This window comes from Allobosea sp. LjRoot9 (assembly GCF_964252745.1).
In the GTDB taxonomy this organism is placed as follows: domain Bacteria; phylum Pseudomonadota; class Alphaproteobacteria; order Rhizobiales; family Beijerinckiaceae; genus Allobosea.
The window spans coordinates 881,843-901,568 of the sequence record NZ_CAXUPC020000002.1 but is presented as its reverse complement, the minus strand read 5'-3'; the positions used below and the strand labels follow the sequence as shown (position 1 = coordinate 901,568).

General features: G+C 63.6%; 18 protein-coding genes. 13 read left to right on the top strand and 5 right to left on the bottom strand.

What is annotated here, in order from left to right:
• The first annotated feature begins 95 nt into the window (after positions 1 to 95).
• Positions 96 to 1,022, top strand: a complete 927-nt coding sequence (locus ACSQ3P_RS12835; protein WP_436165929.1) for a GIY-YIG nuclease family protein — start codon at positions 96 to 98, stop codon at positions 1,020 to 1,022.
• Between the two features lie 116 nt (positions 1,023 to 1,138).
• Here the strand turns inward: ACSQ3P_RS12835 and ACSQ3P_RS12830 are convergent, their stop codons facing one another.
• The gene (locus ACSQ3P_RS12830) at positions 1,139 to 1,474 is read right to left on the bottom strand and encodes a hypothetical protein (protein WP_436165928.1); all 336 of its coding nucleotides are present in this window, start codon (positions 1,472 to 1,474) and stop codon (positions 1,139 to 1,141) included.
• A gap of 65 nt (positions 1,475 to 1,539) precedes the next feature.
• Here ACSQ3P_RS12830 and ACSQ3P_RS12825 point away from each other — a divergent pair, with 65 nt between their 5' ends.
• On the top strand, positions 1,540 to 2,304 hold the full coding sequence (locus ACSQ3P_RS12825) for a hypothetical protein (protein ID WP_436165927.1): 765 nt from the start codon (positions 1,540 to 1,542) through the stop codon (positions 2,302 to 2,304).
• Positions 2,305 to 4,107: 1,803 nt separating this feature from the next.
• Here ACSQ3P_RS12825 and ACSQ3P_RS12820 read toward each other — a convergent pair.
• Positions 4,108 to 4,356, bottom strand: coding sequence for a hypothetical protein (locus tag ACSQ3P_RS12820; protein ID WP_436165926.1), 249 nt, complete (start codon positions 4,354 to 4,356; stop codon positions 4,108 to 4,110).
• A gap of 145 nt (positions 4,357 to 4,501) precedes the next feature.
• On the opposite strand from ACSQ3P_RS12820, the gene ACSQ3P_RS12815 reads away from it, so the two are divergent.
• The 3 genes from ACSQ3P_RS12815 to ACSQ3P_RS12805 all read left to right on the top strand — a co-directional run bounded on the left by ACSQ3P_RS12815 (position 4,502) and on the right by ACSQ3P_RS12805 (position 8,264).
• A complete protein-coding gene (locus ACSQ3P_RS12815; protein ID WP_092174588.1) occupies positions 4,502 to 6,235 on the top strand; it encodes an ATP-binding protein in 1,734 nt (577 codons plus the stop codon).
• Between the two features lie 142 nt (positions 6,236 to 6,377).
• Positions 6,378 to 7,988, top strand: coding sequence for a putative bifunctional diguanylate cyclase/phosphodiesterase (locus tag ACSQ3P_RS12810; RefSeq protein ID WP_436165925.1), 1,611 nt, complete (start codon positions 6,378 to 6,380; stop codon positions 7,986 to 7,988).
• A gap of 78 nt (positions 7,989 to 8,066) precedes the next feature.
• A complete protein-coding gene (locus tag ACSQ3P_RS12805; protein WP_092174593.1) occupies positions 8,067 to 8,264 on the top strand; it encodes a hypothetical protein in 198 nt (65 codons plus the stop codon).
• Between the two features lie 84 nt (positions 8,265 to 8,348).
• On the opposite strand, the gene ACSQ3P_RS12800 is transcribed toward ACSQ3P_RS12805, so the two are convergent.
• Positions 8,349 to 8,966, bottom strand: coding sequence for a biotin transporter BioY (locus ACSQ3P_RS12800; protein WP_436165924.1), 618 nt, complete (start codon positions 8,964 to 8,966; stop codon positions 8,349 to 8,351).
• Positions 8,967 to 9,107: 141 nt separating this feature from the next.
• Between ACSQ3P_RS12800 and ACSQ3P_RS12795 the strand changes: the two genes are divergently transcribed.
• Positions 9,108 to 10,022 (top strand): MBL fold metallo-hydrolase, encoded by a 915-nt coding sequence (locus tag ACSQ3P_RS12795; protein WP_436165923.1) that lies wholly within the window; start codon positions 9,108 to 9,110, stop codon positions 10,020 to 10,022.
• 2 nt (positions 10,023 to 10,024) lie between these two features.
• On the opposite strand, the gene ACSQ3P_RS12790 is transcribed toward ACSQ3P_RS12795, so the two are convergent.
• Positions 10,025 to 10,801 (bottom strand): DUF1499 domain-containing protein, encoded by a 777-nt coding sequence (locus ACSQ3P_RS12790; protein WP_436165922.1) that lies wholly within the window; start codon positions 10,799 to 10,801, stop codon positions 10,025 to 10,027.
• Positions 10,802 to 10,895: 94 nt separating this feature from the next.
• Complete coding sequence (locus tag ACSQ3P_RS12785; protein WP_436165921.1) at positions 10,896 to 12,068, bottom strand: acetyl-CoA C-acetyltransferase; 1,173 nt, start codon at positions 12,066 to 12,068, stop codon at positions 10,896 to 10,898.
• Positions 12,069 to 12,257: 189 nt separating this feature from the next.
• Between ACSQ3P_RS12785 and ACSQ3P_RS12780 the strand changes: the two genes are divergently transcribed.
• From ACSQ3P_RS12780 to ACSQ3P_RS12750, 7 genes are all read left to right on the top strand, one after another.
• Positions 12,258 to 13,028 carry a FadR/GntR family transcriptional regulator gene (locus tag ACSQ3P_RS12780; RefSeq protein WP_436165920.1) on the top strand — a complete coding sequence of 257 codons (771 nt, stop codon included), beginning with the start codon at positions 12,258 to 12,260 and terminating at the stop codon, positions 13,026 to 13,028.
• Positions 13,029 to 13,120: 92 nt separating this feature from the next.
• Complete coding sequence (locus ACSQ3P_RS12775) at positions 13,121 to 13,945, top strand: ABC transporter ATP-binding protein (protein ID WP_436166250.1); 825 nt, start codon at positions 13,121 to 13,123, stop codon at positions 13,943 to 13,945.
• Positions 13,945 to 14,829 (top strand): branched-chain amino acid ABC transporter permease, encoded by an 885-nt coding sequence (locus tag ACSQ3P_RS12770; RefSeq protein WP_436165919.1) that lies wholly within the window; start codon positions 13,945 to 13,947, stop codon positions 14,827 to 14,829. The genes ACSQ3P_RS12775 and ACSQ3P_RS12770 overlap by 1 nt, the downstream gene beginning before the upstream one ends.
• A complete protein-coding gene (locus ACSQ3P_RS12765) occupies positions 14,829 to 15,872 on the top strand; it encodes a branched-chain amino acid ABC transporter permease (RefSeq protein ID WP_436165918.1) in 1,044 nt (347 codons plus the stop codon). The genes ACSQ3P_RS12770 and ACSQ3P_RS12765 overlap by 1 nt, the downstream gene beginning before the upstream one ends.
• 30 nt (positions 15,873 to 15,902) lie before the next feature.
• On the top strand, positions 15,903 to 17,084 hold the full coding sequence (locus tag ACSQ3P_RS12760) for an ABC transporter substrate-binding protein (protein WP_436165917.1): 1,182 nt from the start codon (positions 15,903 to 15,905) through the stop codon (positions 17,082 to 17,084).
• A 2-nt stretch (positions 17,085 to 17,086) separates the two neighbouring features.
• Complete coding sequence (locus tag ACSQ3P_RS12755; protein ID WP_436165916.1) at positions 17,087 to 17,905, top strand: ABC transporter ATP-binding protein; 819 nt, start codon at positions 17,087 to 17,089, stop codon at positions 17,903 to 17,905.
• Between the two features lie 11 nt (positions 17,906 to 17,916).
• Positions 17,917 to 19,725, top strand: a complete 1,809-nt coding sequence (locus ACSQ3P_RS12750) for an AMP-dependent synthetase/ligase (RefSeq protein ID WP_436165915.1) — start codon at positions 17,917 to 17,919, stop codon at positions 19,723 to 19,725.
• Position 19,726: the final 1 nt, after the last annotated feature.

The window sequence follows — 19,726 nt, the reverse complement described above, 5'->3', positions numbered from 1 at the left end:
GACTCACGCAGGCAAGCGCGGCTGATCTTGATCCCACAGAGAACTCTCCGCAGTGTTGGAGTCGCGATGTTACGTCTCTGTTCTGAGGATGCCAGATGACTGTTCAAGGTCGCAGTGTGCGGCTGTATTTGGTTGAGGGCTCGCCGACTGGCATTCTCACCGCAGAGATCATGAACTGGACAGGCCACGTGCTCGTCGCGCCGCGTTCGCGACTTGGCGATGCACTTCAGCGCGATGAGGCCAGCAGGACGGGGGTGTACTTCCTCGTGGGAGACGACCCGGACCAACCTACGAAGTCCCGCGTGTACATTGGTGAAGGCGACAGTGTTGTGGACCGTATCAAGTCGCACGCGAAGGACGCCTCCAAGGACTTCTGGACCCGAGCCTGCCTTGTCACATCCAAAGACATGAACCTCACCAAGGCGCATGTGCGGTATCTGGAGAATAGGTTCATCGCCCTGACGAAGCAGGCAGACCGCGCCAACGTCGCCAATGGCAATGAGCCAAGCCCGAAGGCTTTGCCTGAGAGCGACATTGCTGACATGGAGTTCTTTATCTCACAGGTGCAGGTCGTTCTGCCCGTGGTAGGCTTCGACTTCCTCAGGCCCCGCGCCAAGCCAGTGAGCAGCGTCTTGCCATCTGTGGGCGTCACGCAGCCGGCCGCGCAGCTGGAACTCGTCCTGTTGAGCAGCAAGCACGGCTACCAAGCTCGTGCGGTCGAAGCCGATGGAGAGTTCACCGTCCTTGCCGGGTCTCTCGCGACCACCAAGAGCGATTTCGCGGTCAACTCCTACGGCATTCTTCGACAACAGCTTATCAAGGACGGCCGCATTGTCGCATCGTCCGACCCCAATCTGCTTGAGTTTGCGGAGGATGTTGCATTCCCAAGTGCCAGCGCCGCAGCAGCTGTTATCGCCAATCGAAACGCGAATGGTCGCACTGCGTGGCGGCTCGCAGGAAGCGGCCAAACATTAAAGGAATGGCAGGATGCTCAGTTGGGGATCTCACAAACGGCATCTTGACGCCGACAAAAAGTGCTGTGACTGCCCCTCTGGGCTGTATGTCGCTGGCCGCTAACGGCATCACGACATTCGGCGATGGTACGAGCTATCAGTGTGAGGCTGGCCGCAATGTGCAGTCACTGCACTTTTTCCTCCGAAGCCACGGCAGCGCTGTCAGGCCGTCGCGCTTTTAGTATGCGATGAACGCTTGCATTGCCGATGCCCAGCCGCCAGGCTATCTCCGATAGGCTGATGCCCTGCGCCGGCAACTGCGCCACGTGAGCTTCCTTCGCCCTGGCCGTGGGAGCCCCGCCCTTGCATTTGCCTGCCGCCTTGGCCTTGGCGGTGCCCTCCCGCTGCCGCTCCAGCATGATCTCGCGCTCAAACTGCGCGACGCTGCCGAGTAGCAACGTTGCATACGCGCAGATCAGCAGGGACCGAGCGATAGCGTGCGGTCCGGCGCTTATCTCCATTTGGTTTCAAGCGTTGCCTCGGTATCCGTTAGTACGCTAAGAGCGACCGACAAGGGGGGCCAAACATGGCTTGGAACGCTCAGTCTCTTCAAGCTGTGTTTTTCACCGCATCGGCGAGTGTCGAGAATGCGTCGAGTGTCTTTACGAGGCTCACGGATTCAAAGCCGTCCAATTCTCAGTACAACCAGTTGCCGAGTGGGCTGGAGCAGTCGAACGCGAGCGGGAAGCTGGGCGAGTTCGGTTTGACAATGCAGAGCCAGCCAGGTCGCTTAGACGTGTTTCTGTTGCCACAGGAGGCTGTCGTCCCCTCGGCTACTTTTCCGAGTGAGCCTCCGGCGATCCTCGACGTGCCAGCGGCATCGCAGGCCCTGGCTGACATCGTGACTAAAATAGACACTGTGCCTGCAAATCGTTTGGCAGTAGTCTTCAACCTGATCAGGTCGGCAGATGGTCCCGTTGGTGCGGCAAAACAAATAATAAATTTAACTGGAATACCGATTGCATTTGACGATGCAGTTGATCTTTTTTTCCGAGTTAATCGACAGTCTGCGTTGCGTGTTGATGACGAGAGCGTCCTTATAAATCGAATAATGGCCTGGAGTGTGCAGAATTTTCAGGCCATTAACCTGACTGTGGGGCAGTCGCAGCCGCTCCCGGCAGCGCCGGTTGCCAATCTTTATGCCGCGGCATTGCAAATAGATCTGAACACGGCGCAGCAGCCCAGGAACCCCTTTTCAGATGCCCAAGCAAAAACTATCTTCAGCGGGCTCTTTGAAGAAGGGGCGCGCTTGTTCGAGACCGGGGCGCTGTCTGTTTTGGCAGGCGATTGAGTGGTGTACTGATGCTGAACGTCGAAACCGTTGAAGGGGTGTCGCGCCGCGCTTTCGCTGGTGCGTTGTCTTCTGGCGTCGCGTCCAATCTGCTACCATCGGGCGATGTAGTTGCCGAAGGTGGCATTAGGCGATGGGCCTCTGGGCCTTACGAGGTTGGGGGTGTCCCTAAGGCTGCCCAGTTGAGTGCTGCGGCAATCCTTGTATTGGGCTTATACTCCTCCGTCATATTGTCTTCTTCATCTCTTGCCGCTCCTGCGGGCGTCTCCAGTCGCAGCACAAATGCTGAGAAGCTGTGGCTTGCCACCTCGCACCGGATCGACTTCGAACTCAGGCGCCTTTCAGACAGTGCCCCGGGGTTGGGTCCGGCGTTCCGGGATGCATCGCTGCTAGCCGCCGCCTTTCCCGCTGACTTACCGATGCCGGCTGTCTGGTCAGATGGATCATCCGAAGTTGTTTTTGAGTGGTCGTTTGGAGGCAAGCATGCGGCAATCACCGTCGAAGGCGATGGTCGGTTTGGCTGTACGATGCGTGTAGGCGACAGATTTGTTCCTAGCAACAGTGACGGTATCGTTGCCTCCGGAGCGCCTCAGGACCTCATTTCTTATCTAGCTGCCTGAACCATGTGGCGCTTGGGCTGTGAAGAGGAGGCGGTTGAGCGTCCGGATAGTCCCTTCGGATGCGTCCATGATGCCGAGCCGATTGTGCTGGCGTTTATTCCTCCTCGGACCAATCCACAGATTGAGGGCTCGATTGGTTCGATCCCCGGAGACGATTGGAAGAAAAAGCAGTTGAGCGTGTTCCGAGCAAACAAGGGTACGTTCGCAAGCTTTGACGCAAGGGTGGTGGAGCGTCGCCGAGCTGATTACCTCGGGTATGGGTGGGCGTTGGCGAGTACGCTACGTGACATCGTTGCTACGAGCCGTAAGGGGCCCGACGCCGGCATCGGTGCCGTCTGTGTGATTGAAGACAGCATCGAAGAGATACCCGCCCACGCACGTATCGGAGAGTGCCGGCCGTCTCCTGATTTCTGGAATACACATGATCGTACCACCGCGCGTGCTAATGTGGTGCTTGAATTCAGCCGGAATGGTGTTCACCGAGAGGAGCTAGACGGGCTCTTTGCTCAAAGCGATAAGCCATCATAGTCTTGGCGGTCGGAGAACCTTGGACGCATCAATCCAATACTTTAATACCCTGTTAGTTCGATACGCTGTCAGGTAGGCAGTGGCGGACGTGATGGGTACGGGGGAAAACTTGATCGAGCGCCCTGGATACGCTCCTTCCCATTTTTCCGACCCAACATTCTGTGATTGATTGCCTTGTTTCTTTGTACAAAGCTGAGGTACAAAACTGAACGGTCTGAAGTCGAAAATAGCAGCAATTTCAACGATCGGATTTGCGCAGGGGGAAGTTCAAATCCTGCCATTCCGACCACTGGATTTCCTGAATATTGTTGATTTTGCGCGAATTTCGGCCTTGGGCCGCCCCTTCCTAGGAAAGGGCGTACACATGGCATATGCATTGCGCATGGCGAAGCTGTCGCAAGACCGCAAGGCCTGCAACTGGCGGGCGCGAAAAGCGCTCCCCTTCGACTGCCGATTGGATTTCGGCAAGAGGGAGGAGAAGCCGGTTTGACCGGCCCTGCTCACGGAAGGGCAAGCCCGAGAGAATTTCGCGAGGTGGTTGGCTTCGGTCGAAGGGCACATCGCCGCCATCCACGGCCGGGCAAAGCAGCCCGGCCGGACCGCTCTCTCCGATTTCGAGATCGGGCGCCTGGCGCAGCTTTGGTCGGTGTCTGCATCAAATATCCGGGAAGCTCGGCGGGAACCATTTCCGATCCGTCGACGAGATCGCGCCGCGCGCCATCAGATGAAGACCGGTGTCGATTAAATCGAGCCCATGCACCCTGCTCTCATCGTTCTCGCCTTCCTTGAGAAGGCTCCCGCCGGTTTCCTGTTCGTCGACGACCTCGTCCAGAATTAATGAATGACGTAAGTTCATCAAGAACAGCGGGCGCGGAGAAGCAGGATTAATGGCGCGGAAACTCAAATTTTAAACAGTCTTGTTTGCGGGAATCGGATCAACCTCTTCGTAAGCCCTTTCATGCTTAGTTCCTGTGCAGGCCATTTTCTGCTTGAGGGGGCTTCTCGTGAACCAGCTTGGCGACGACCATGGAGGCCCGGACTCCGCCAGAATGGCTGGTCCCGTCGGCCACGTTCTTTCCGTGCGCGGCTCGGAGGCCCAGATCGATCTGCCTGCGCCCTGGCCCGACAAGGGCGCGAGGGCGACTGTCGGTCGATTCCTGGCTATCGATGCCGGTCCCCTGTCCCTCATTGGCATGATCACCGAGGTTACGACGCGGCCTTCCGCTCCCGAAGCCGCCAGGGAGCACCATGCGGTGGCGCGGGTCGCGCTGATGGGCGAAATCGTCAGCAATCTCGACGGATCGCAATCCTTTCGCCGCGGTGTTTCCGACTACCCCGCCATCGGCGACGCGGCCCATCTCATCAGTCGCGAGCATCTTCGATTGATCTACACCCCGGCTGGCCAACGCACGATCAATATCGGTCATCTCAACCACGACAATTCCATCTCGGCCCATATCGACGTCGATAGCCTGATCTCCAAGCACTTCGCGATTCTGGGCTCCACGGGCGTGGGTAAATCCAGCGGCGTCACCGTCATCCTTCAGGAAATCCTCAACGCACGACCGGATGTGCGGATTTTCCTGCTTGATGGTCACAATGAGTATGGCCGTAGTTTCGGTGAACGGGCCAATGTCATCAGCCCTCGCAATCTGAAGCTGCCTTTCTGGCTGTTCAGCTTCGAGGAACTGACCGACGTCATCTATGGCGGCCGTCCCGCTGTGGCCGAGGAATTGGAAATACTCTCCGAGCTTATCCCAATCGCCAAGAGTACCTACCTTCAGTACAAGCCTGCCACCGATCGGCTCGGCTTCAAGAAAAGCAATCCCAAGCGTACCGGCTACACGGTGGATACGCCGGTACCCTATCTGCTGCAGGATTTGCTGGCGCTCATCGATGATCGCATGGGCAAGCTCGAGAACCGATCCTCGCGCATGAACTATCATCGCTTGATGACGCGGATCGAGACCATCAAGAACGATCCGCGCTACGCCTTCATGTTTGAGAATGCCAGCGTCGGTGGCGACACCATGGTTGGCCTGCTCACTCATCTTTTCCGACTCGAGCCCGACGGTAAGCCCATCAGCGTCATGCAGCTCGCCGGCTTGCCGGTGGAAGTCGTTGATGCGGTGGTCTGCGTGCTATGCCGGCTCGCCTTTGATTTCGGTCTATGGAGCGACGGTGCAATGCCGCTGCTCTTTGTCTGCGAGGAAGCACACCGCTACGCTGCTGCCGATCACAGCCTCGGGTTTGGCCCGACCCGCCGCGCCTTGGCCCGCATCGCCAAAGAGGGCCGCAAATACGGCGTCTTCCTTGGCCTTGTCACCCAGCGGCCGGCTGAGCTCGATCCCACCATCATCTCGCAGTGTTCCACCCTGCTGGCGATGCGTATGGCCAACGACCACGATCAAGCGCTGCTCCGCTCGGCCGTGGCCGATGCTGGAGCAAACTTGCTCGATTTCGTGCCCTCCCTCGGCACCGGCGAGGTGGTCGGCTTCGGCGAGGGCATGCCGATGCCGGCCCGCCTGACCTTTCGGCGGCTGGGCGAGTCGGCGGTGCCGCGCAGCGAATCCACCGCCCCTTCGGCCATTGACGATGAGGTGGCGACGCAGCGCGAGTTCATTACAACGGTCGTTGCGCGGTGGCGCGGCACGGTGAAGGACGAGGAGGCAAGTGCCGCCCCCGTCCGCGAGCCTCCGGTGCCCGACAGCTCCAGCGAATTGCCGGGCTCTGGCGTCTCGCGCCTGCTGGAAGACGCGCGCCTGCAGATTCTCAAGCGCTAGAGCCGGATGATTTGAGATGGAATCACGGAGTGATCCCATCTCAAATCTGAATCCGTCTCTCATCAAAGAGTTAGAGCAGGATCAATGCGAAAGACCGGTTCCCACTTTTTTTGCATCCTGCTCTAGCCGCGACAGATCGCAGATGACCGCATCGATCGACTTCAAAACCCTGCTGGAAGTCCTTGACGGCATTCCGGTCGGAATTGCCGCCGCAAGCCAGGACATATCGATCTATTCGAACCGCCAGGGTTTGGCTCATGCCGCCTTGCCGGCGGGCCAGCGAGATGCCGCGCTGGCCGGCCGCACCATCGATGTGCAGCAACTCTCGCTTTCCATCGGTGGGGTGCCACATCAGGTCCGCCTTTCCCTTGACGTCACCGAACAGCGCGCGCTTGAGGACGATCTCTTCCGGCGTGCCTATTTCGACGATCTCACCGGTTTGCCCAATAGAGGCCTGCTTGAGCGCAGCGTGGCAGCGCTGACGGCATCGGATCGCGAACAGACCTTCGCCCTGGCCTTTCTCGATCTCGACGGCTTCAAGAACATCAACGACTATTACGGACACGCCGTCGGCGACGCGCTGCTGGTCAAGGTCGCCCGGCGCCTCAGCCGCGAACTGCGCCCCTGCGATCTGATAGCGCGCGTGGGGGGTGACGAGTTCGTGTTGCTGCTCTCGCCCGCGGGGCCGATGGAAGAGATCGCCGCCAGGGTCGAACATTTCCTCGCCAGGCTGAAGGAGCCCTACTTCATCGAGGGCAGCGAAATCCTCACCTCCGCTTCGGTCGGCGTCAGCCTCTATCCAGCCGACGGCCGCTCCTATGACGCGCTCTGCTCCAATGCCGACCGAGCGATGTACCGGATCAAGGGCACCACCAAAGGCAGCGTGCAGTTCTTCAGCCCCGGCGTTGACCACGCCGCGAGCGAACGGATGAAGATCGAACAGCGTCTTCGGCTAGCCGTGCGAGACCGACGCCTCCGCTGCGCCTATCAACCGAAGGTCGATTTTCGTTCGAACGAGGTTGTCGGCGTCGAGGTGCTGCTGCGTTGGATAGACGAGGAGGGCACGATCCACCCGCCGGGTGACTTCGTCAATCTAGCGGTAGAGCTGGGGCTCATGGACGAGATCACGCATCTCGTTCTTGCCGAAGCAACAGGCGCAATCGACCGTATCGACGGCGCGTTCGGCGCGGCCTCAACCATCAGCCTCAACGTTGCCGCGCGCCAGGCGGACGAGCCCGTATTCATGCGCTCGCTGGTCGACGCCATCGAAACCACCGGCTGCGCCCAACGGTTCATGATCGAGCTGACTGAGGAAGCGTTTCTTTCGAAGAGCCGGTTCCAGACGCAGGTCCTGCCGATGATTCGCGAGATTGGAGCGCGCGTTTCCATTGATGATTTCGGTGTCGGATATTCGTCGCTGGCGGCGCTCGCTGACATCACGGCCGACGAGATCAAGGTGGATCGCTCATTCATAACCGCGATTCACCAGCGCCCGCGCAGCCAGAGCATTCTGAAGACGATTGAATCGCTAGCCGACGCGCTGGACATGTCAATCATCGTAGAGGGCGTCGAAACTGCTGAGGAGCTCGTATACCTCCAAGCCGCCACGCGCATCCGGCTCGCGCAGGGCTACTATTTCGCCAAACCCATGTTCCTCGATGAAATCACGACCAGAACGCCCGACCTTTCCCTGCGGCAGCCCTCGGTTTCGTCGCGCAGTCCACTGGTGCGCGCGGTCGGCTACAGATCGTAGCCCGCAAGCGATGGAGTTGGGTTCCAGCGGTGGCGCTGTCTCGATTCACGCCCCGAGCGGCCAGCAAGCATTTCCGTGATGGCGAAGCGCGGTCAGGCCCTGTACGCTGCGGGCCAATTCAGCAGCGGTCTCGACATCATGAAGCGTAAGCGTCTCTTCCAGATCATCGGCATTCTCGGCCTGGCGACCATGCTGGCGGCCTGCGACAAATGCGGCGAGCCGCTGCGGCCGTTCAACATGCCCAAGAGCTGCGGCGATTCGCGCCCGGCCGGCTGAGCCCTTCAGAGCACGTCCCCGACATCTCGACATGAAAAAGGCCGGGGTTTCCCCCGGCCTTCACATTGCGTTGCTGCGAGCGGTTCAGCCGCGACGCTGGAGCATCGACCAGCCGGTGCCGACAAAGCAGGCCGCCAGCGCGACCTTGAGCGCATCGCCGATCAGGAAGGGCTGAACGCCGAAGGCGAAGGCCTTGGCGAAACCGACGCCCGTGGCGCCGCCAGCCATCTGCGCGCCGAGAGCCAGCCACAGGCAGCCAAGGCCCAGCATCAGCGCCTCGGCCGTGAGCAGACCGACGATGAGACGGGTCAAGGAGGCGCCGCGCGCCGCTGCCCAGCCGGCCACAGCCGCCGCCAGGACGAAGCCGACGAGGAAGCCGCCGGTCGGTCCCACCAGGTAGAGTGGGCCGGCCGCGACCGGAGGCGTATTGGTGAAGACCGGCAGGCCGGCCAGGCCATAGGCGATGTAGAGCGCGACCGTCGCCGCGCCGAGCCGCGAGCCATAGGCCGCGCCCAGGCTGAGCACCGCCAGCGTCTGCAGCGTCATCGGCACCGGCCAGAACGGCACCTTGATCTTGGCGGCGAGCACCAGCAGCAGGCTGCCGGCGACGGCGAGCGCGATGTTGCGGGCCACAGCGGCTCGCGGACCCGAGACCGCCGGGAGCGCCGCATGGACGAGGGTGGGAGCTTGAAGGGGGAGCATGTCTGCCATCCGCGTTGGATCCTGTTCAGCAGGGCCGCGCCGCGCGACCATCTTTCCCGTCTATAGGAAATGCGGCAAAGCCTCACAAGCGCGCGGAAGCTGTGCGCATGGGCGGCCCGGAGCGCAAGGCGAGGCAGCGGCATGAGCGGCGAGATCGAGTTCGACAGGACGGCCACGACCCCGCCGGGCGAGATCGCGGAGCTCTCGCCATTGGTCCGGCGCGTCATCGCTGGGAATGGCGGGCCGATGACCTTCACCGGCACCTGTACCTATATCGTCGGGCGCGGCCGGGTCGCGATCATCGATCCGGGGCCGGACGACCCAGCCCATGTCGCGCGGCTGCTCGCGGCGGTGGCCAGTGAGACCGTGACCGATATCGTCGTCACCCACACCCATCGCGACCATTCGCCGGCCGTCCCCGCCGTCAAGGCAGCGACTGGCGCGCGCATCGTCGGCTGCGGCCCGCATCGCGCGGCGCGCGAGCTTGCACTCGGCGAGGTGAATCCGCTCGATGCCGCGGCTGACCGCACTTACGCGCCCGACCTGCTGATGGGCGACGGCGACCATGTCTCCGGGCCAGGCTGGACGCTGACGGCGGTCGATACCCCCGGCCACACCGCCAACCATGTCGCCTTCACTCTTGCCGAGGAGGCGAGCCTGTTCTCGGGCGACCATGTCATGGCCTGGTCGACGAGCGTCGTTGCTCCGCCCGATGGCTCGATGGCGGCCTATATGGCCTCGATCGAGAAACTGCGCGGCATGGAGCACCGCCTCTACTGGCCCGGCCATGGTGGTCCCGTCATGGAACCGCAACGCCTCCTGCGCGGCCTGGTGCAGCATCGCCGCCAGCGCGAGGCGGCGATCCTCAACCGGTTGAGCGTGGGTGACGAGCGCATCGCCGAGATGGTGCCGGCGATCTATCAGGGCCTCGCCCCGGCCCTGCACGGGGCGGCGAGCTTATCGGTGCTGGCGCAGCTGGAGGATCTCGTCCTGCGCGGCACCGTCTCCTGCGACGACGCCTTGCCGCTGCTGACGAGCCGCTATCGGCGAATCTAATTTCAGCGGGTCTCGACCAACAACTCGACCTCTTCAGCGAAGGCCGCGATGCGCGCGGCGTTGGCGCCGAGATCATGCGCGCCGAGGCGCGAGGCCGAGCGGATATCGATCCGGCTGCCATCGGCACGCGGGCGCACCCGGATGGTGATGTCGTCGGAGAAGCGCAGCAGGCGCGTGCGCGCCACCGCCTCGATGCGCCCGGCTCCGCTGCGGCCGCCCGGCCGCGCCGATTCGAGCACCTGCCAGCCACGATTGAGCGCCGCGCGCCTGGCGATGTCGAAAGCCATCTCCGCTGGCACCTCCAGAATGATCGGCAAGGTCTTGGGGTAGGCCTGGCGCTGAGCCCGCCGCAGCTCAGGCGAGACATCGGGCGGTACACGGCCCTTGCGCGCATCGAGCGCGACGCGCGAGCGGCTGAAGGCGGGTGGGTCGTCGATATCGGTCGAAATGTCGTTCAAGGCCGGCAGCGTGACGAGCTTGAAGCCGACATAGCCTGCCGGCGCGAGCAGCAGCAGGGCGAGGGCGAAAGCCTGGGCCGCCATGCCGACGCCGCGATGGCCGGATTGCCAGATGCGGATGAAGGCCAATACTGACAGGAGCAGCGCGAGCAGCACGAAGCCATAGGCGCCCAGGATCGGAGCCAGCCCCTGCAGGCTCGGCTCGCCCGCCCGGAACACCAGCACCGACAGCAGCAGCACGGCGAGCGAGAACCAGGCCAGCCGCCGGCTCCATAGCGCGGCGCGCGAGACAGGCTCCTCGAAGACGAGACGACGATGCATCGCCTTTAGGTGACGCTGCGGCGGGCGGAAGGCAAGGCCGGCGATGATTTCACCATCCGCCTGCTCACCAGGCCTTGCCGCGCGAATGGCGGCGTCAGAGCCGCTCGACGATGGTGACGTTCGCCAGGCCGCCGCCCTCACACATGGTCTGGAGGCCGTAGCGCTTGCCGCGCTGATGCAGCGCATGCACCAGCGTCGTCATCAGCTTCGTGCCCGAGGCACCCAGTGGATGACCGAGCGCGATCGCGCCGCCATTGACGTTGAGCTTGTCGGGGTCGGCGCCGCTATGCTTGAGCCAGGCCATCGGGATCGAGGCGAAGGCCTCGTTGACTTCGTAGAGATCGATGTCGCCGATGCGCAAGCCGGCGCGCTTCAGCGCCTTGTCGGTGGCGAAGAGCGGCTCCTCCAGCATGATCACCGGGTCGCCGCCCGAGACGGTCATCGTATGGATGCGCGCGAGCGGCGCGATGCCGAGCGCCTTCAGGCCGTGCTCATTGACCACCATCACGCCCGAGGCCCCATCGCAGATCTGGCTTGCGGTCGCGGCGCTGAGCCGCCCGCCGTCCTGGATCAGCTTGACCGATCTCACGCCCTCCAGCGTCACGTCGAAGCGGATGCCTTCATCGATCGCGTGGATGTCGCGGCCGCCATCGGGGAGGGTGATCTCGATCGGCACGATCTCCCTACCGAACAGCCCGCCTTGGGTCGCTGCGATCGCCTTTTGCTGGCTCTGGAAGCCGAAGGCGTCGAGCGCGTCCTTGCTGAAACCATGCTTCTCCGCGACCATCTCCGCGCCGCTGAACTGGCTGAAGACGATGTCGGGATAGCGCAGCTGCTGGCGCAGGCTCTTGGCCTCGCCATAACCCGCCTTGGCGAGAAACTCCGAGGAGAGCGTCATCGGCACCCGCGTCATGCATTCGACGCCGGCGGCGATCACCACATCCATCTGGCCCGACATCACGGTGGCGGCGGCGAAATGCAGGGCCTGCTGCGAGGAGCCGCATTGCCGGTCGATCGAGACGCCCGGCACGCTTTCGGGCAGGCGCGAGGAGAGCACGGCGCCGCGCGCGATATTGGTCGATTGCTCGCCGACCTGGCCGACGCAGCCCATGATCACATCCTCGACCAGCGCCGGGTCGGCACCGGTGCGCGCGATCAGCTCGTCGAGGATGACGGCGGCGAGATCGGCCGGGTGCCAGCCCGAGACACGGCCCTTGCGGCGCCCTCCGGCTGTGCGCGCCGCCGCGACGATATAGGCCTCGGGCATCAGACCCTCCCAGGATGAGACATATCGGGCTTGTCATTGGAAAAGCGCCGCCCGCTGGCGGCGATGCTAACGAGCTCGACTTTGTCCGACAAACTGAAATCTTGGTAGGCTCGTCCGTGAGTTTCCGCACGTTGACTTTGTCGGACAATAGGACAAGCGTCGCCCGGTAAAGCCCGGCACAGGATGAAGATGGTCGCTGCCCTCGAACGCTTCGACAAGATTGAGGTCGCGTCGGCTTACCAACTGGTCGCCGACGCGATCGAGCGCGAGATCATGTCGGGCCGCATGCGCCCGGGCGACAGCGTCGGGACGGAGGCTGCGCTCTGCGCCCAGTTCGGCGTCAACCGCTCGACGGTGCGCGAGGCGATCCGCGTGCTGGAGCAGAGCGGACTGGTGCGGCGCGGCGCGGACCGGCGGCTTTATGCCAGTCTGCCGCGCTATAGCGGCCTGTCCTCCCGCATCAGCCGGGCTTTGATCCTCCACGAAGTCACCTTCCGCGAGCTCTGGGCCACGGCGCGCGTGCTCGAGATCGCGGCGGCCGAGCAGGCCGCCGAGAACGCCGATGCCGCGATCATCGCGCTGCTGGAAGCCAATCAGGCGCAGGCGGAAGCGGCGCTGGACGATCCTGCCCGGCTCTCCCATCTCGACACCGAATTCCACCAGCTGCTGGCGAAGGCGACGCGCAACCGCGTGCTCGAACTGGCGCGCGAGCCGGCCGGGCTGCTGTTCTTTCCGACGACGGAGCTGATCGTCCGGCGGGTTCCCGAAGGCGCGGGGCGGCTCGTCGCGGCGCATCGTCATCTGATCGATGCGCTCAAGGCCGGCGATGCCGTACAGGCGGCGCTCTGGATGGGCCGCCATATCGCCGATTGGCGCAAGGGCTTCGAGCGCGCCGGGCGCGACCTCGATGAGCCGGTCGAGCGGGTCTATGCCAGGAGCGTCTTGCGACCGCCTTACTGAAATGAAGCCACCCGAAGATGCCCAAGGCACGCGGGTTAGATGGGGAGGAGAACGAGGATGAGGACCGGGTCGGCCTGTCGCAGGTTGCGGCGATGACCAGCATTGGTGATGTGGCACTGTCGGTCAGCGGCCTGACGCTGAACTTCGGCGGGCTCAGGGCCTTGTCCGATGTCGGCTTCGATGTGACTGAGGGCTCGATCACGGCGATCATCGGGCCCAACGGCGCCGGCAAGACCTCGCTGTTCAACTGCATCTCGGGCTTCTACCGGCCCCAACTCGGCGCGATCCGTTTCGAGGGGCGCGATATCTCGCGCCTGCATCCGCCGGAGCGCGCCAAGCTCGGGCTTGCCCGCACCTTCCAGAACATCGCGCTGTTTCGCGGCATGACCGTGCTCGACAACATCAAGCTCGGCCGCCACGTCCATATGCGCACCAATCTGCTCGACGGCCTGCTCTATTGGGGCCGCGCCCAGCGCGAGGAGATCGAGGTTCGCGCCGAGATCGAGGAGCGGGTGATCGATTTCCTCGAGATCAACCACATCCGCAACCAGCCGGTCGCCTCGCTCGCCTATGGCCTGCGCAAGCGCGTCGAACTGGCGCGCGCACTCGCCATGCGCCCCAAGATCCTGATGCTGGACGAGCCTGTCGCGGGGATGAACCGCGAGGAGACCGAGGACATGGCCCGCTTCATCCTCGACGTGAAGGAGGAATGGGGCGTGACGATCCTGATGGTCGAGCACGATATGGGCCTCGTCATGGACATCTCGGACCATGTCGTCGTGCTGAATTTCGGGCAGGTGATCGCGCGCGGCGCTCCTGCCGAGGTGACCGCCAATGAGCAGGTCATCCGCGCCTATCTCGGCGCTGGCGACATCGGCCAGCTCAAGGCCCGTATCGCGGGGGCGGAGGCGGCGTGATGGAGTTCGACTGGCTCTTCTTCTGCGAGGTGACGCTGGCGGGGCTCGGCTCCGGCGCCTTGCTGGCGCTGACCGCGCTCGCCTTCGTGCTGATCTACAAGGCGACCAAGGTGGTGAACCTCGCCATCGGCGAGATGCTGATGGTCGGAGCCTATCTGTTCTTCTCCTTCGCGGCGGGCTTCGGCCTGCCGGTCTGGCTCGCCATCCCGCTGGCGCTCATCGGCGGCGGCCTGCTCGGGGCCATCGTCGAACGCACGATCATCCGGCCGATGCTGGGCGAGAGCGCGATCTCGGTCTTCATGGTCACGATCGGCCTGGGCTCGGTGCTCGTCGGCCTCGTCGAGATCATCTGGGGTGCGGCCCCGACGCAATTGCCGGACTTCATGGGCACGACGCCGCTGTTCATCGGCGACGCCTATGTCTCGCGCAAGATCGCGATCGGCTTCGCTGTCGCCAGCATCGTCATCGCCGCGTTCGTGTTGGCCTTCCGCTTCTGGCGCGGCGGCGTGGCCTTGCGCGCCACCGCGACCGACCAGGGCGCGGCCTATTCCTGCGGCATCGACGTGCCAAAAGTATTTTCCGCCGCCTGGATCGTTGCGGGTGTGGCGGCAGCGGGCGCAGGGATCCTCGTCGGCGCGGTCGGCGGTATCTCGCCGACCATGGGCGTATTCGGCCTGTCGGCCCTGGTCGTCGTCATCGTCGGCGGGCTCGATTCAATCGCCGGCGCGCTGGTCGGCGGCCTCATCGTCGGCCTCGTCGAAGCCTGGTCGGGCACCTTCATCGGCGGCGAATACAAATTGCTGGCGACCTTCGGCCTCCTGCTGATCATTCTGATGGTGCGGCCCTATGGGCTGTTCGGCACCGTCGAGATCGAGCGACTCTGATGCGGATCGGTGCGCTCAAGGACAGCTATGGCGCCGATCAGGCGCTGTTCGACACAGCCATGCAGCGCCTGTGGCTGGCGCTCGGAGCGGTCGCATTGCTGGCCTTCCCCTTCGCCGCCAGCGACTACTGGCTCTATCTCGCTTGCCTCGTCGGCATCCATATCGTCTCGACAACGGGGCTCAACATCCTCACCGGCTATACCGGCCTGGTCAGCCTCGGCCAGGCCGCCTTCATGGGCGTCGGCGCTTATGTCGTGGCGCTGGCCGAGACCAGGCTGGGGACGCCCTTCCTGCTCAATCTGCTGGCGGCCGGCCTCGTCACAGCGGCGGTCGGCATGGTGGTCGGGGTGCCCAGCCTGCGGGTCAAGGGGCTCTACCTCGCCATCGCGACGATTGCGGCCTCCTTCATCCTGCATTTCGTCTTCCAGAACTGGACTGCGGTCACCGGCGGCACGCGCGGCCTGAGCATCCCGCCGGCGCAGCTTTTCGGCCTCGAACTGGCCAGGCCCTTTGCGCTCTATTGGGTCATCGCGCCATTGGCCTGCATCATGGTGCTCGCCGCCGCCAATCTCTTCCGCACCCGTATCGGGCGCGCCTTCATCGCCATCCGCGACCGCGACATCTCGGCCGAGGTGCTGGGTATCCCGCTGCTGCGCTACAAGCTGATGAGCTTTGGCCTCTCCTCCTTCTATGCCGGTGTCGCGGGCGGCTTGTGGGCCTATTTCTTCCGCGTGGTGACGCCCGAAAGCTTCCCCTTCGTCTATTCGATCTTCTTCCTCGCCGCCGTCATCGTCGGCGGCATGGGTACGATCCTCGGTGGCATCCTGGGCGCGGTCTTCATGACGCTGGTGCCCGAGGCGTTGAAGCTCGTCGTCGGTCTGCTCTCGCCCTGGATGCCCAATGCGGTCGCGATCCTCTCGCCGGTGCGGACCATCGTCTTCGGGGCGCTGATCATCGGTTTCCTGATCCTGGAGCCGCATGGGCTCGCCGAGATCTGGCGGCGCATCCGCCGCTTCTTCCACCTCTGGCCGTTCAAGACCTGACAACGAAAAAACCAAGGGAGGACTGCAACCATGACCATCACCAGACGACAGGCTCTCGCCGCCGGCATCGCAGCGGGTGGGCTCGCCGCCGGCATCCGGCCCGGGCTCGCTCAGGCCAATGAGATCGTCATCGCGGGGTCGATTCCGCTCACCGGCGTCTTCGCCTTCGCCGGCATCGGCATCAATGACGGCATCGCCGACTATGTGAAGCTCGTCAACGATGCCGGTGGCGTCGCCGGCCGCAAGGTCCGCTATGTCTATGAGGACACCGCCTACAAGGTCGACCAGTCGGTCGCCGTGTTCAACAAGCTCACCGGCTCGAACGCGGCGAATTTCTATTACAGCGACTCAACCGGTTTCGCGAAGACGATCAACCCCGAGCTCAACCGCAAGGGTTCGATGATCATGGCCGGCGCCTCCTTCGCGACCGAGCTCAACGACGCCAAGGCCTATCCGAACCAGTTCATCGCCGGTCCCGACTATTCCGACATGATCAGCGTGTTGCTGACCTATATCGCCAAGACGCAGCCCGGCGCGAAGATCGCGCTGGTGAATTCCGACACCGAGTTCGGCCGTGACCCGATCGCGACCACAGAGGCGATGGCAAAGAAGCTCGGCCTCACCATCGCCGAGAAGATCGTCACCCCGCCGACCTCCGTCGACGTCTCGACCGAGGTTTTGAAACTGCGCCGCGCCAACCCCGACTACACCATCTTCCACGGCTATGTGCTGGCGCCTCTGCCCGAGTTCATGACGCAGGCCAAGCAGCTCGGCCTCAAGACGAAGTTCATGGGCACCTTCTGGTCGATGGACAATTCGCTCTGGGCCAAGGTCGGCGAGGCGGCCAACGGCTTCATGGGCGTGATGCCCTATCGCTATTATTTCGACGAGGATGCCAAGGCGCCGATGCTGGCCAAGATCCGGCAGATGCGGCCCGAATACGTCTCGACCGCCTATATGCAGGGCTTCCTGACCGCCATGCTGTTCTGCGAAGCAGGCAAGCGTTGTCTCGACGCCAAGCAGGAGATGACCGCGACCAACCTCAAGGCCGCGCTCAACTCGATCAAGGATTTCGATACCGGCGGCCTGATCGGCGCGCCGATCACGATCACCGGCAACTCGATCCCGGTTGGCCGTGTCTACCAGTACGACGCCGCCAAGAAGGTCATGGTCGGGCAGGGCGACTGGATCAACGTCTCGAAGCCGAGCTGACGATGACGAGCGCCGCGCCGCCGATCCTCGACGTGTCCAACATCGAGGTCATCTACAACAAGACCGTGCAGGTCCTGCGCGGCCTGTCGCTCTCCGTGCCGCGCGGCCGGATCGTCGCGCTGCTCGGCTCCAACGGCGCCGGCAAGTCGACGACGCTGAAGGCGATCTCGCGCCTGCTCGAACTGGAGGATGGCGCCGTCACCGGCGGCGCCATCCGCTTCGACGGCGCCGACATCGCCCCGCTCGCCCCGCATGCGCTGGTCCGCAAGGGGCTGTTCCACGTCATGGAGGGGCGGCGCATCTTCGAGGACCTGACCGTCGAGGAAAACCTGACGGCTGCGACCTTCGCGCTGACGGGGCGTCGGGCTCCACCGAAAAGCTTCGACATCGTCTACGACTATTTCCCGCGCCTGCGCGAGCGTCGCTCGGGGCTCGCCGGCTATCTCTCCGGCGGCGAGCAGCAGATGCTGGCGATCGGCCGCGCGCTGATCGCCGACCCGCAACTCATCCTGCTCGATGAGCCTTCGCTGGGTCTGTCGCCGATGCTGGTCGAGGAGATCTTCACCATCATCGCCCGCATCAACCGCGAACAGGGCGCCTCCATGCTGCTGGTCGAGCAGAACGCGGCCGTTGCCTTCGCCGTCTCGCACTACGCCTACATCATGGAGACCGGAAAGATCGTCATCGACGGTCCGGTCGAGACGCTGATGCGCGACCAGGATGTGCGCGAGTTCTATCTCGGCATGGGGGCGGGCGCGGCCGGTCATAAGAGCTTCCGCGACATCAAGCACTACAAGCGCCGCAAGCGCTGGCTCTCCTGAGGACGCGCCCCGTGACGCTGCCCGAACTCACCCTTCCCCAGATGCTGCGCGAGCAAGCGCACCTGATCCCAGAGCGCATCGCCATTCGCCAGAAGGATTTCGGCATCTGGAAGCCCATGACCTGGCGCGATTATTTCGAGCGCGCCGCGGCAGTCGGTGCAGGCTTCCGCGCGCTCGGCCTGAGCGAGGGCGGCCATGTCGCGATCCTCTCGGAGAACCGGGTCGAATGGGTGCTGGCCCAGCTTGGCGCCGGGCTCGTCGGTGCGGTCACGGTCGGCGTCTATCCGACCAGCCCGGCCAATGAGGTCGCCTATGTGCTCGGCCATTCCGACGCCGAGATCGTCATCTGCGAGGATCAGGAGCAGGTCGACAAGGTGCTGGAGCGCAGCAGTGAACTGCCTGGCTTGCGCCGCGTCGTGGTGGTCGAGACCAAGGGCATCCGCTCCTATCCCACCGATTTCGTCACCAGCTTCGCGAGCCTGGAGGACACCGGCCGCACCGCGCGGCGAGCCGAGCCGGGCACGATCGATGCCGTGCTGGCGCGACAGTCCCTCTCCGATATCGGCTTGATCATCTACACCTCCGGCTCCACCGGAAAGCCCAAGGGCGCGATGCTGAGCTATCGCAACATCCGCGCCCAGGCCATCGCGGTCTCGGAGCGGATCGGGCTGACGGCGGCCACCAGCCATCTCTCCTACCTGCCGCTCTGCCACGTCGCCGAGCAGATGCTGACCACGATGGCGCCGGTCTATAACGGCTCGCTGGTGAGTTTCGGCGAGTCGATCCGCACCGTTCAGGAGGATCTGCGCGAGGTTGCGCCCAGCATGTTCCTGGGCGTGCCGCGCATCTGGGAAAAGCTCAATTCGGCGATCCACATCAAGCTGGCCGAGGCCGGAGGCTTTCGCCTCAAGCTGTTCGAGCGCGCTTTTGCGGCTTGCGAGCCCTTCGCCGAGGTCGCGCGCGACAAGCGCACGCTGGCGCAGCGCCTGACCTTCGCTCTGTCCTATTGGCTGATCTTCCGCGCCTTGCAGAACTATATCGGCCTGCGCCGGGCCGAGGTCGCGATGACGGGCGCGGCGCCGATTCCGGCGAAGATCGTGCGCTTCTTCCGCACCATCGGCGTGCCGCTGGTCGAAGTCTATGGCGCGACCGAGACCTCGGGCATGGCGGCCGGCCAGCGCTTGTCGGAACTCGTGCCGCTCTGTGTCGGTCCGGCTGTGGCGGGGGCGGAACTCGCCCGCAGCGACGAGGGCGAATTGCTCGTCCGCGGCGATATCGTCTTCTCCGGCTACTACAAGGGCGAAGCGGCGACGCAAGCCGCGATCTCGTCCGATGGCTGGCTGCACACCGGCGACGTCGTCGAGATCATCCAGGATCAGTTTAAGATCGTCGACCGCCTCAAGGACATCATCATCACGGCCGGCGGCAAGAACCTCAGCCCCTCCGAGATCGAGAACACGGTCAAGGCCAGCCCCTTCGTCAAGGAATGCATCGTCATCGGCGAGGCGCGCAAATATGTCTCGGCCCTGATCCAGATCGATGCCGAGACGGTCGGGCAATGGGCGGAGGAGGCCGGGCTGACCTACACCCATTTCCGCAGCCTGGCCGAACATGCCAGCGTGCGCGAGCTGATCGAGCGCGAGATCGCTGCGGCCAACGCCCAGCTCGCCCAGGTCTCCCATATCCGCCGCTTCCATCTGCTGACGAAGGAGCTCGACCATGATGATGACGAGGTCACGGCGACGATGAAGGTCCGCCGCTCCAGCATCCAGACGAAATACGCTCATGAGATCGAGAGCCTCTATGGCGCGGCCCGTTAAA